Here is an 11,601-nt window from a genome sequence, read left to right as displayed (position 1 = left end):
ATGTCCACGCCTACGCACGCTAAAGTTTTGATACTCGGTTCCGGCCCCGCCGGTTACACGGCGGCCGTCTATGCGGCACGCGCTAATCTGAACCCTGTTCTTGTTACAGGTTTGGCCCAAGGCGGCCAGCTTATGACCACCACGGATGTCGACAATTGGCCGGCCGACGCGGATGGCGTGCAGGGTCCCGACCTGATGCAGCGCTTCCAGAAGCACGCCGAACGCTTCAACACCGAGATGCTGTTCGACCACATCGCCAAGGTCGATCTGTCCAAGCGCCCCTTCACCTTGACCGGCGACACCGGCAAGATCTACACCTGCGACGCCCTGATCATCGCGACCGGCGCCTCGGCCAAGTACCTGGGCCTGCCGTCCGAGCAGTCCTTCATGGGCCGCGGCGTGTCCGGCTGCGCCACCTGCGACGGCTTCTTCTACCGCAACCAGGACGTGGTCGTGGTCGGCGGCGGCAATACCGCCGTCGAGGAAGCCCTGTACCTGTCCAACATCTGCCGCAAGGTCACCCTGATCCACCGCCGCGACAAGTTCCGCGCCGAGCCCATCCTGGTCGACAAGCTCATGAGCAAGGTCGAAAACGGCAACATGGAGCTCAAGCTCTTCCACACGCTGGAAGAAGTGCTGGGCGACGACAGCGGCGTGACCGGCGTGCGTGTTCGCCACGTGGACACCGGTGCGACTGAAGACATGGCCGTCACCGGCGCGTTCATCGCCATCGGCCACCAGCCCAACACGGAAATCTTCCAGGGCCAGCTCGAAATGAAAGACGGCTACATCGTCACCAAGAGCGGCCTGTCCGGCATGGCCACGATGACCTCGGTGCCCGGCGTGTTTGCCGCCGGCGACGTCCAGGATCACGTCTACCGCCAGGCCATCACCAGCGCCGGCACGGGCTGCATGGCCGCCCTGGACGCCCAACGGTGGTTGGAGAATGCGGGGCAGTAAGGTCGGCGTGGCCGACCTGAAACGCCTGAAGAAAGACCTGCAGGAAGAGCGCGAGCGCGCCGCCCTGGCCCCGCAACGGGCGGCGGCAGCGCCGGCGCGCGCGGCATCGCCCCCCGAGGACGATCTCGCGGCGTTCAAGCGTTCGATGAAGTCCGTCACGCCGATCCGGCACGCGGAACGCGTCACGCACAAGCCCGCCGCCGAACCCGCGCCGGCCCTGCGCCGCGCCAACGCGCTGGGCGAAACGCCCAACCGCGCCGATGCCGGCGTCTCGGACGGTGGCGAGATCACGCATCTGCTGTCCGAAGCCGGCACCGCCTTCGTGCGCGGCGACGTGGCGCCCGACACCGCGCGCAACCTGCGCCGCGGCCAATGGCGCGCCGGGGCTGAACTCGATCTGCACGGACTGCGCGTCGAGCAGGCTCGCCATGCCCTGCTGTCGTTTCTGGACGAATGCCAGGAACACGGCATCCGCTGCGTGCGCATCGTACACGGCAAGGGTTACAACTCGGAAGGCCTGGAGCCGGTCCTGAAGGACAAGGCGCGCACCTGGCTGGTCCAGAAGGCCGAGGTCATGGCGTTTTCCGAGGCTCCGGAACGCGAAGGCGGCGCGGGCGCCCTGCTGGTGCTGCTGCGGCAGTCTGAGGGTCCGCGCAAATGAAATGGCTCTACCTGGGCGTGGCGATCGTCGCCGAGATCTTCGCCACCAGCGCGCTCAAGGGTTCCGAAGGCTTTACGCGGCTCGTGCCGTCCGTCATCACCGTCTTCGGCTACCTGATCTCGTTCTATTTCCTGTCGCTGACCCTGCGCGAAATCCCCGTGGGCATTGCCTACGCGATCTGGTCCGGCGTCGGCATCGTGCTGATCTCCATCGTGGGCGCGGTACTGTTCAAGCAGCACCTGGACACGCCCGCGCTCATCGGCATCGGCCTCATCATCGCCGGCGTGGTGGTGATGAACGTCTTCTCCAAATCCGTCTCGCATTGACGGCCGTCGCTGCGGTCCTCGCGCGGTGCATCCTGGCGCAGGGCATCCTGGCGCAGGGCATCCTGCGCCGCGCGCTGGCGGCCTGCCTGTGCCTCGCTGGGCTTTTCGCCGGCAGCGCCTCAGCCCAGGACTTTGACCGCGCGGCCGAGCTCAAGCGTTACCGGGCGTGGCTGACCGCTTTCACGCAGGACATGGACCGGCTGGCCGCGGCGCGGGGTCCGTTGAACGACGCGCAACTCGATGCTCTGTTCGACAAGTCCGTGGTGCCCGGCTCGCGAGCCGCCGGCTTCATCCGCGAGGCCTTCACCCGCCGCACCGGCGATGGCGAATACCGCCCGCAATACGGACCGCGTCCGGTCTTCCTGGGCGTGCTGGCCAGCGGCATTCCCGCAGGCCAAGGCGGCACGTATCCGGAAGCCGATGCCGCGTTCAAGGGCACGGATCTGGCCGTCTGGTATCTACACGTGGACGTTGGCGACATGACCAACACCTATCTGCTGTCGTCCGGCCACTTCACCCCCTACCGGCTGCCGCCCGCCGGCACGTTCGAACGCAAAGCCTATCCCTTCCTGCTGATGGAGTCCCGCGACGGGGCGCTGAGGCTGGGCGGCGTCAGCGCCGAGCTGTGGGGTCTCGTTGCGTGGCTGCACAATGCCGCAAACTGATATCGTCTTGCGCCTGCTTGCCCTGGCCGCACTGTCCGCGGCGCCCGGGCTTGCGCAGGCCTTGTGCCAACCGCTCGCCGCGGGCGACAGGCTGACCGTCATCGCCGATGTCCGGCTCGACGACACCAATACGCTGCTGGGCAAGGACGGTTCCCGCATCCGAAGCTGGCTGCCGCCCGTCCTGGTGCCAGAAGGCCCGCGCGCCACGCCGGTCATCCGGGCAGAACACGTGGACTGGTCCGTCTATGCGGCCGAACCCGCCGCGCGGATTGGCGTCACCCTGCTGCGCTTCGAGCGCGGCGCGGACGGCAGCCAGCATCTTTGCGGCATCGCCCAATACAGCCCGCACACGGTCGAAGAGGCGCGCGCCAAGCCCGGCCCCACCCTGCCGATGCCGGACAACGAAACGCGCTTCCGCTACGACGCGGCCGGCAGGCTGACCGGTTACGACATCCGCTCGCGCGCCTGGGATGGCCGCCAGAATCGCCCAGTCCGGCATTGCCTGCGTTACGACGCCAATGGCTGGCTGGCGGAACTGGCCGAGGGGGCCTGCGACGGCGCCACCCGTCCGCAAGTGCGCTACGTGCATGACGCCGCGGGCCGCCTGCTGCGAACCATCCGCCACGCGCCCGAAACCGGCGAAGCGAACGAGGTCATCGTGCATGACGCCAAGGGCCAGGCCGCCCAACGCTACCTGCGGCCGGTCCGCGACACCGAAGACGGCCTGGGCGCGCAGGCAGCATTGCCGTATCACGCTGTCCAGGGCGAACACCCGATCCTGGTGCTGCCCGGCCCCGGCTGGAAACCGCCGGCGCTGGACTCCTACCACTACGACTGGGCCATCGTGCAGCCGCGCGGCGACGCCGATGTCTACGACGCCAAGCGCGATCCGTCGTCCGTGCTGGCCAGCGGCAACAGCGGCGCCAATGGGCGCTTTGACCTGAGCGCCGACGCCCGCCAGCGTATCTGGAAGGCAGCGGGCCGCGCGCCCGGCGGTGTGCAGTGGCTCTGGGCGCCGGGTCAGGTCGTGACGCTGTTGCAGGCGATGCCCGACGCCGCCTGGGCAGCCTGCGCCGATCCCGAAGACCGCCGCCCGGCCGCCTGCCCCGCGCCCTAGGTGTTGTCTGGCTGCGGGTGACGCGCGTCCGGATTACGCAGGTAATCCACCAGCGCCAACGTGGCCCGATCGGGCGGCGGCGTCAGCAGCGACACCACCACGATCGTCAGAAACGCCACCGGCGCACCGAACACGCCGGCCGCGATGGGCTGGATGCCCCACCACAGATCCACCGGCTGCGTGCGCGCGATGCCGAGCACCGATTCCCGCAGCCACGGATGCGTGTGCGTCATGTAGGCAAACGTCACGGCCAGCCCGGCCGCCATGCCCAGCGTGGCGCCCCATTTGTTCGCGCGCCGCCAGAAAACGCCCATGACCAGCGCCGGAAAGAATGACGAGGCCGCGAACGAAAACGCGGCCGACACCATGAACAGGATGTCCGCGGGCTTGCGTGCCGCGACCCACGCCGCGCCGAACGCCACCACCAGCAGCAGGATCTTGGACACCATCACCCGGCGCGCCGCCGACATGCGCGGCGACACGACGCGGTACCACATGTCGTGCGACAGGGAATTGGACAGCGTCAGCAACAGGCCGTCGGCCGTGGACAACGCCGCCGCCAGCCCGCCCGCCGCGACCAGCCCCGAAATCACGTAGGGCAGCCCGCCGATCTCGGGCATGGCCAGCACCACCACGTCCGCCCCCATGCTGATTTCGCTGAGCTGCACGACGCCATCGCGGTTGATGTCGCTGACGTCGAGCAGATTGGTGTCGACCGCGCTCCAGGCATGCACCCAGTTGGGCAGGCTGAGGAAATTCGAGCCCACGACCTGGGTATAGATTTCAAACTTGACCAGCAGCGCCAGCGCGGGCGCCATGAAATACAGCAGCAGAATGAACAGCAGCGACCAGCACACCGATTTGCGCGCCTCGATGACGGACGGCGTCGTGTATGAGCGCATCAGGATGTGCGGCATCCCGGCGGTGCCCAGCATCAGGCACAGCACCATCGCCAGGAAATTGATGCGCATGTTGCTGCGTTCCTCGGGGTCTTTCGCGGGGAACGGTTCGGCATGCGGCGTCGGCGGCGCGGCCCGGGCCTCGAAGGTTGCCTTGGCCTGCGACCACGTGGCGCGCGCGTCCTCGACGGTGGGCGGGTAGGCAGCCAGTTCGCGCTCGGCCGACCGGATCTCGACCATGGGCGCATCGCCCGCGTTCAACTGGGCCAGCCGGCTGCGCAGCTTGTCCTTTTCCAGCGTCCAGGACTCGGGCAGCGCCTGCAGACGGCGCCCCATTTCATCGGCGCGCTGCTGCCAGATGCCCCGCACCTCGATCTCGGAGGGATCGTTTTGCAGGTAGACCTCTTTTTCGGTCACCTGCTGCAGCACCGCCCCGCCCGACAGCTGCGGCAATGGCATGTTGGTGTGTTTGACCGACAGCCAGATCACCGGCACGAGATACGCGATGACCAGGATGATGTACTGGCCGACCTGCGTCCACGTCACGGCCCGCATTCCGCCCAGGAACGAACAGACCAGCATCCCGCCCAGCGCCACGAAGATGCCCAGTTCGAACGAAATCCCCGTCATGCGCGTGGTGATGATGCCCACGCCGTAGATCTGCGCGACCAGATAGGTGAACGAGCAGAGGATGGCGCACGCAACGCCGGCCAGCCGAGGCAGGTTGCCGCCATAGCGCGCGCCCATGAAATCGGGAATGGTGTATTGGCCAAAGCGCCGCAGATACGGCGCCAGTAGCATCGCCACCAGCACGTACCCGCCCGTCCAGCCCAGGATGTAGGCCAGCCCGCCGTAGCCGGTCAGGTACAGCGTGCCCGCCACGCCGATGAAGGACGCCACCGACATCCAGTCGGCCGCCGTGGCCATGCCGTTGTAGATGGCCGGCACGCGCCGGCCCGCGACGTAGTATTCGACCTGATCCGAGGTGCGGCAGACGATGCCGATGCCGGCGTACAGGCTGACGGTGACCAGCAGGAACACATAGCCGATCCAGTTGCGCGGCATGCCCAGGATCTCGGCCAGCGCCATCAGCAGGATCATCAGCGCGAAGCCGGCCGTGTACAGCACGTAGATGCGCCGCAGCCGGATGCGGAATTCCTGGGGCGTATCGCCGCTGAAAAACGGCATCAGGGCTGCTCCCCGGTTTCGTCGGCGCGCTCATCGGCGCGATTCATGACCCGGGCGTAGACGGCGATGATGATCAAGTAGGCCAGCGGGGCGCCATAGGCGGCCATCCAGAAGGCGAAGGGCCAGCCGATGAAATCGAAGGAGAGATTGCGTGCGAAGTACGAGGGGACGAATGTCAGCGCGGCCCAGACAACGAGCAGCAGCACGATCAGCCGCAGGTTGCGGCGCCAGTAAGGCGTGATGGATGTCCGGGACGGAGTAAGGCGCGTTTGCGGCATAGCGAGGATAAGCAGATCCCATCTGAATATCGCCAAACGCAGCGCTTGAAAAGCCCTGAAGCTTGATTTGCCGGCTTTTTATGCGACAACGGCTGGCACTTCCTGGTGCCAGCCGTTGTGCGTTTGCTTTTTTTGAGTACTGCTTTACTTTTTTTATGTACCGGTGCCGCCGGTATTTGCCCATGCAGGGCTTTGTCTCCTCACCTGCATGGGAAGAGATTCTGCACCAGATGCGGGAATGCCACACTAGGGGAATGCCCTAAGACGGAGCATTCATTTACATATTCCATGCACCATATAAGTGCATTTTGGGGGTGCCGTACTAAATATTGGGATTTTTCGCCCAAAACCGCCCGGCGGATGCCCTAATTCTTGAGCGCTGCTCAAATAGTGATCATGGCGGATGGCCCGGCCGTCCAAGTCCGTGCATCTCGAAAAGCCCGATTCCGGGCATGAGGCGACAGCATCCCGGATCATCTTTACGCGCCGTTTACACCCTGCCCGCCAAGCTATACCCCGTTTTTACCCCCTGCTCCGTAACCTGCCGGTGTCCTGAATGGTTACCTCGCCTGCCCGGCGCGCATCCGCTTTCTGCCGCGCAGGCCTGTTCGAAGGGAGCATGCCTCCCGGGGAGAAAAAACGTGGATCTCATCTATAGCGCCATCTTCACCGTGATGGCCGGGCTGACCTGGGCCCTTGTCCGGTTCTGCGACGCCTTGTCCTCCGGAGACCAGCCATGAGCTGGCTCTACTGGCTGAGCGGCCTGACGGCCGCATTCCTGTTCGTGTACCTGCTGGTCGCGCTGTTCAAACCGGAGAAATTCTGATGACCCCCGAATTCGTCGGGCTGCTGGTCCTGTACCTGGCAGTCCTGCTTGCGATCGCCCCCGTGCTGGGCCGCTACATCCGCATCGCCATGGAAGACGGCCGATCCCGGCTGACCGCCTGGGGCCGGCCGATTGAGCGCGGCATTTACCGGCTGGCGGGCATCGACCCGCAGGCGGAGATGGGCTGGAAGCGTTATGCCGCCGCCGTGCTGGTCTTCAACCTGGTGGGCATTGCCGCCGTCTATACGCTGCAGCGCGTGCAGGGGCTGTTGCCGCTGAACCCCGCGGGCCTGGGCGCCGTGTCGCCCGATTCCGCACTGAATACCGCCATCAGCTTCGTCACCAACACCAATTGGCAGGGTTATGGTGGCGAATCCACGATGAGCTACCTGACGCAGATGCTCGCACTGACCGTGCAGAACTTTGTGTCCGCGGCGACCGGCATTGCCGTGCTGTTCGCCCTGATACGCGGGCTGGCGCGGCACTGCTCCGCCACGGTGGGCAACTTCTGGGCCGACATGGTCCGCTGCACGTTGTATGTGCTGCTGCCGCTGTCACTCGTGCTGGCGCTGGCCCTGGTCAGCCAGGGCGTGATCCAGAACTTCAGCGCCTACCAGGAAGTGCAGACGGTCGAAGCGCTGCAGTACGACGCGCCTCGCCTGGAAGCGCAAGGCCAGCCGGTGCTGGACGCTGCCGGTGCGGCGGTCACCGACCCGGTCACGACGCGCACGCAGTCCATCGCCATGGGGCCGGTGGCGTCTCAGGAAGCGATCAAGCTGCTGGGCACCAACGGCGGCGGCTTTTTCAACGCCAACTCGGCGCATCCCTTTGAAAACGCCACGCCCCTGTCGAACTTCCTGCAGATGCTGGCGATCCTGGCCATCCCCGCCGCCCTGTGCTTCACCTTCGGCGAGATGGTGGGCAGCCGCCGCCAGGGCATCGCGATCCTGGCGGCGATGACGGTGCTGTTTGCCGTCTTCGCGCTGTCCACCGCGTACTTTGAGCAGCAGCCCAACCCGATGGCCGCCCAGGCCGGGTCCGTGACACCCGGCGGCAACATGGAAGGCAAGGAGACGCGCTTCGGCATTGCCGCCACCTCGTTGTTTGCCACGATCACCACCGCAGCCTCCTGCGGCGCGGTGAACGGCATGCACGACTCGCTGTCGGCGATGGGCGGCCTGTCGCCGATGCTGCTGATGCAACTTGGCGAAGTCGTGTACGGCGGCGTGGGCTCGGGGCTGTACGGCATGCTGGCCTTTGCGATCCTGGGCGTCTTCATCGCCGGGCTGATGATCGGACGCACGCCCGAGTACCTGGGCAAGAAGATCGAAGCCTTCGACATGAAGATGGTGTCCATCGTCATCCTGGCCACCCCCCTGCTCGTGCTGGGCGGCACGGCGTTGGCCGTGTCCGTGACGGCCGGCCAGGCCGGCGTGCTCAACCCGGGCATCCACGGCTTCTCGGAAATCCTCTACGCGCTCTCGTCGGCCGCCAACAACAACGGCAGCGCCTTCGCCGGGCTGTCGGCCAACACGCCCTTCTACAACGTGCTGCTGGGCATCGCGATGTGGTTCGGCCGTTTCGCCGTGATTGTCGCCGTGCTGGCCATGGCCGGGTCGCTGGCCGCCAAGCGCCGGCTGCCCGCCGGGCCCGGCAGCATGCCCACCACCGGCCCGCTCTTCGTGACGCTGCTGATCGGCGCGGTGCTGCTGGTCGGCGCCCTCACCTACGTGCCCGCACTGGCCCTCGGCCCGGTCGCGGAACACCTGCAACCCTGATGCAACAGGCTAGGAAAGAATATGGCCAAGATTGAAATGGAAACCTCCGGCCCCGGCAGCACCGCGGCCCCGGCGCCCGCTGCGGCCGCGCAGCCTGTCGCGGGTCGTCCTGACGCGGCGCCTGCCTTCGGCATGTGGTCCCGCGCGCTGGTCGGCCCCGCCATCGTCGACAGCCTGCGCAAGCTGTCGCCCGCCGCGCAGCTCAAGAACCCCGTGATGTTCGTGGTCTACGTGGGTAGCCTGCTTACCACCGTCTTGTGGATCATGGCCCTGCGCGGCCAGGCCGAGGCGCCGCCGGGATTCATCCTGGGTATCACCGTGTGGCTATGGTTCACCGTGCTGTTCGCCAACTTCGCCGAAGCGCTGGCCGAAGGCCGCGGCAAGCAGCAGGCGGCAACGCTGCGCGGCCTGCGCACCACCATCGACGCGCGCCTGCTCAAGGGCTTTCGCGACGCCGATGCGGCGGATGCCGACCCCGCGCAATGGCGCGGCAAGGCGGTCAGCCAGCCCTCGGGCCTGCTGCGCCGCGGCGACGTCGTGCTGGTCGAAGCCGGCGACACCGTGCCCGGCGACGGCCAGGTCATCGCCGGCGTCGCCTCGGTCGACGAAAGCGCCATCACCGGCGAATCCGCGCCCGTCATCCGCGAGTCGGGCGGCGATTTCTCGTCCGTCACCGGCGGCACGCGCGTGCTGTCGGACTGGATCTTCGTGCGCATTGCCGCCGATCCCGGCGAAAGCTTCCTGGACCGCATGATTTCGATGGTCGAAGGCGCCAAGCGCCAGAAGACGCCCAACGAGCTTGCGCTGACCATTCTGCTGGTAGGCCTGACCGTGGTCTTCCTGCTGGTCGTCGTCACGCTGATGCCCTTCTCGCTCTACGCCGTCTCGGCCGCGGGCGGCGGCGCCGCGGTCACGGTGACCGTGCTGGTGGCGCTGCTGGTCTGCCTGATTCCCACGACCATCGGCGGCCTGTTGTCCGCCATCGGCGTGGCCGGCATGAGCCGCATGATGAGCGCCAACGTCATCGCCACGTCGGGCCGCGCGGTCGAAGCTGCGGGCGACGTCGACGTGCTGCTGCTGGACAAGACCGGCACCATCACCTTCGGCAACCGCCAGGCCTCCACCTTCCTGCCCGCGCCCGGCGTGTCTGCGCGCGAACTGGCGGACGCCGCGCGCCTCGCGTCGCTGGCCGACGAGACGCCGGAAGGCCGCAGCATCGTGGCGCTGGCGGACAAGGCCATCCATGCGCCCGCCCCCCGCATGACCGGCATCGAATTCGTGCCGTTCACCGCGCAGTCGCGCATGAGCGGCATCGACCTGGGCGAGCGCCAGATCCGCAAGGGCGCGGTCGACGCGATCCAGGCCTGGCTGGCCGCTCAGGACGCCACCGTGCCGGCCGAGGCCCTGCGCCTGGCCGAAGACGTGGCACGCCGCGGCAGCACGCCGCTGATGGTCAGCGACGGCAACCGCGCGCTGGGCGTGGTCGAGCTCAAGGACATCGTCAAGCCCGGCATCCAGTCGCGGTTTGCCGAACTGCGCCGCATGGGCATCAAGACCGTGATGATCACCGGCGACAACAAGCTGACCGCCGCGTCCATCGCGGCCGAGGCGGGCGTGGACGATTTCCTGGCCGAAGCCACGCCCGAGGCCAAGCTCAAGCTCATCCGCAACTACCAGTCGGAAGGCCGCCTGGTCGCCATGACAGGTGACGGCACCAACGACGCGCCCGCGCTGGCGCAGGCCGACGTGGCGGTGGCGATGAATTCGGGCACGCAGGCCGCCAAGGAAGCCGGCAACATGGTGGACCTGGATTCCAATCCGACCAAGCTCATCGAAATCGTCGAGATCGGCAAGCAGATGCTGATGACGCGGGGCGCGCTGACCACGTTCAGCGTGGCCAACGACGTCGCCAAATACTTCGCCATCATCCCCGCCGCCTTCGCCACGGTCTATCCGCAGCTCGACGTGCTGAACATCATGGGTCTTGCCACGCCGTCCTCGGCGATCCTGTCAGCCGTGATCTTCAACGCGCTGATCATCGTGGTGCTGATCCCGCTGGCCTTGAAGGGCGTGCGCTACCGCCCGCTCGGCGCCTCGGTGCTCCTGCGCCGCAACCTCCTCATATACGGCCTGGGCGGTCTCTTGGTGCCGTTTGCCGGCATCAAGCTGGTCGACATGGTGCTCGCCGCACTGGGCTGGGCGTAAGGCCTCGCGCCACCTTAGCCCCCGTCCCTCAACGCAAAGGAATTCCTCATGACCCCCGCATCTGCCACGCCGCGCCAAGGCGGCCTCCTGCGCCCCGCGCTGACCCTCTTCGCCGCGCTGTCGCTCGTCACCGGCCTGGCGTATCCCTTCCTGACCACCGGCATCGCGTCTGCCATATTCCCGCACCAGGCCGCCGGCTCGCTGATCGAGCAGGACGGCAAGGTGATCGGGTCGGAATGGATCGGCCAATCGTTCACCTCGCCGCAATACTTCTGGGGCCGCCCGTCGCCCACGGCGCCCATGCCGTACAACGCCGCGGCCTCCGGCGGCTCGAATCTCGGTCCGCGCAACCCCGCGCTGGCCGAGGCCATCGAAGCGCGCATTGCGGCCCTGAAGGCGGCCGATCCGGACAATGCCGCGCCCGTTCCGGTCGACCTGATCACCGCGTCGGGCAGCGGGCTGGATCCGCACATCAGCCCGGCGGCCGCGGCGTACCAGGCCGGCCGCGTGGCGCGCGCCCGCGACCTGCCGCGCAGCGAGGTCGATGCGCTGATCCGGGCTCACACCGCCGCCCCGTGGCTGGGCGTGCTGGGCGACCCCGCGGTCAACGTGCTGACGCTGAACCTGGCGCTGGACAAGCTGCGCGTGGCGCGCTGATGCGGCGGCGTATAGTATTGCCAGCCGTTTCCTCCCCTCCC

The 11,601-nt window shown here is 67.2% G+C and carries 11 protein-coding genes; 9 read left to right on the top strand and 2 right to left on the bottom strand.

What is annotated here, in order from left to right; genetic code table 11:
* From trxB to AC6LJW_RS21010, 5 genes are read left to right on the top strand one after another with little or no spacing between them, the layout of a single operon-like run.
* A complete protein-coding gene (gene trxB, locus AC6LJW_RS21030; protein WP_076519114.1) occupies nucleotides 1-960 on the top strand; it encodes a thioredoxin-disulfide reductase in 960 nt (319 codons plus the stop codon).
* Entirely contained in the window at nucleotides 947-1,621 is a 675-nt protein-coding gene (locus AC6LJW_RS21025) for a Smr/MutS family protein (protein WP_056568653.1), read from the top strand. The genes trxB and AC6LJW_RS21025 overlap by 14 nt, the downstream gene beginning before the upstream one ends.
* The gene (locus tag AC6LJW_RS21020) at nucleotides 1,618-1,947 is read left to right on the top strand and encodes a DMT family transporter (RefSeq protein WP_056568656.1); all 330 of its coding nucleotides are present in this window, start codon (nucleotides 1,618-1,620) and stop codon (nucleotides 1,945-1,947) included. Before AC6LJW_RS21025 ends, AC6LJW_RS21020 begins: the two co-directional genes overlap by 4 nt.
* The gene (locus AC6LJW_RS21015; RefSeq protein WP_498088192.1) at nucleotides 1,944-2,612 is read left to right on the top strand and encodes a hypothetical protein; all 669 of its coding nucleotides are present in this window, start codon (nucleotides 1,944-1,946) and stop codon (nucleotides 2,610-2,612) included. The genes AC6LJW_RS21020 and AC6LJW_RS21015 overlap by 4 nt, the downstream gene beginning before the upstream one ends.
* A complete protein-coding gene (locus AC6LJW_RS21010; protein ID WP_498088191.1) occupies nucleotides 2,599-3,729 on the top strand; it encodes a hypothetical protein in 1,131 nt (376 codons plus the stop codon). The genes AC6LJW_RS21015 and AC6LJW_RS21010 overlap by 14 nt, the downstream gene beginning before the upstream one ends.
* On the opposite strand, the gene AC6LJW_RS21005 is transcribed toward AC6LJW_RS21010, so the two are convergent.
* Nucleotides 3,726-5,816, bottom strand: a complete 2,091-nt coding sequence (locus AC6LJW_RS21005; RefSeq protein ID WP_105237599.1) for a sodium:solute symporter family protein — start codon at nucleotides 5,814-5,816, stop codon at nucleotides 3,726-3,728. The two genes, AC6LJW_RS21010 and AC6LJW_RS21005, sit on opposite strands and share 4 nt — an antisense overlap.
* Entirely contained in the window at nucleotides 5,816-6,094 is a 279-nt protein-coding gene (locus AC6LJW_RS21000; RefSeq protein WP_056568664.1) for a DUF4212 domain-containing protein, read from the bottom strand. Before AC6LJW_RS21000 ends, AC6LJW_RS21005 begins: the two co-directional genes overlap by 1 nt.
* Nucleotides 6,095-6,830: 736 nt before the next feature.
* Between AC6LJW_RS21000 and kdpF the strand changes: the two genes are divergently transcribed.
* From kdpF to kdpC, 4 genes are read left to right on the top strand one after another with little or no spacing between them, the layout of a single operon-like run.
* Nucleotides 6,831-6,920: a K(+)-transporting ATPase subunit F gene (kdpF, locus tag AC6LJW_RS20995; protein ID WP_056321339.1), complete on the top strand. Its 90-nt coding sequence runs from the start codon at nucleotides 6,831-6,833 to the stop codon at nucleotides 6,918-6,920.
* Complete coding sequence (gene kdpA / locus AC6LJW_RS20990; protein WP_498088190.1) at nucleotides 6,920-8,698, top strand: potassium-transporting ATPase subunit KdpA; 1,779 nt, start codon at nucleotides 6,920-6,922, stop codon at nucleotides 8,696-8,698. The genes kdpF and kdpA overlap by 1 nt, the downstream gene beginning before the upstream one ends.
* Nucleotides 8,699-8,719: 21 nt before the next feature.
* Nucleotides 8,720-10,903 (top strand): potassium-transporting ATPase subunit KdpB, encoded by a 2,184-nt coding sequence (gene kdpB, locus AC6LJW_RS20985; RefSeq protein ID WP_498088189.1) that lies wholly within the window; start codon nucleotides 8,720-8,722, stop codon nucleotides 10,901-10,903.
* 48 nt (nucleotides 10,904-10,951) lie between these two features.
* The gene (gene kdpC / locus AC6LJW_RS20980; RefSeq protein ID WP_498088188.1) at nucleotides 10,952-11,560 is read left to right on the top strand and encodes a potassium-transporting ATPase subunit KdpC; all 609 of its coding nucleotides are present in this window, start codon (nucleotides 10,952-10,954) and stop codon (nucleotides 11,558-11,560) included.
* Nucleotides 11,561-11,601: the final 41 nt, after the last annotated feature.

The sequence above is a fragment of the Achromobacter sp. 1012554356 genome (assembly GCF_059760815.1).
Note: the sequence above shows the minus strand (reverse complement) of the source record. Positions and strands in the feature narration are given on the sequence as shown.

Bases quoted from the DNA above. Each gene is read 5' to 3' on its own strand.
- trxB (WP_076519114.1), top strand. From the start codon at position 1: ATGTCCACGCCTACGCACGCTAAAGTTTTGATACTCGGTTCCGGCCCC.
- AC6LJW_RS21025 (WP_056568653.1), top strand. From the start codon at position 947: ATGCGGGGCAGTAAGGTCGGCGTGGCCGACCTGAAACGCCTGAAGAAA.
- AC6LJW_RS21020 (WP_056568656.1), top strand. From the start codon at position 1,618: ATGAAATGGCTCTACCTGGGCGTGGCGATCGTCGCCGAGATCTTCGCC.
- AC6LJW_RS21010 (WP_498088191.1), top strand. From the start codon at position 2,599: ATGCCGCAAACTGATATCGTCTTGCGCCTGCTTGCCCTGGCCGCACTG.
- AC6LJW_RS21005 (WP_105237599.1), bottom strand. From the start codon at position 5,816: ATGCCGTTTTTCAGCGGCGATACGCCCCAGGAATTCCGCATCCGGCTG.
- AC6LJW_RS21000 (WP_056568664.1), bottom strand. From the start codon at position 6,094: ATGCCGCAAACGCGCCTTACTCCGTCCCGGACATCCATCACGCCTTAC.
- kdpF (WP_056321339.1), top strand. From the start codon at position 6,831: ATGAGCTGGCTCTACTGGCTGAGCGGCCTGACGGCCGCATTCCTGTTC.
- kdpA (WP_498088190.1), top strand. From the start codon at position 6,920: ATGACCCCCGAATTCGTCGGGCTGCTGGTCCTGTACCTGGCAGTCCTG.
- kdpB (WP_498088189.1), top strand. From the start codon at position 8,720: ATGGCCAAGATTGAAATGGAAACCTCCGGCCCCGGCAGCACCGCGGCC.
- kdpC (WP_498088188.1), top strand. From the start codon at position 10,952: ATGACCCCCGCATCTGCCACGCCGCGCCAAGGCGGCCTCCTGCGCCCC.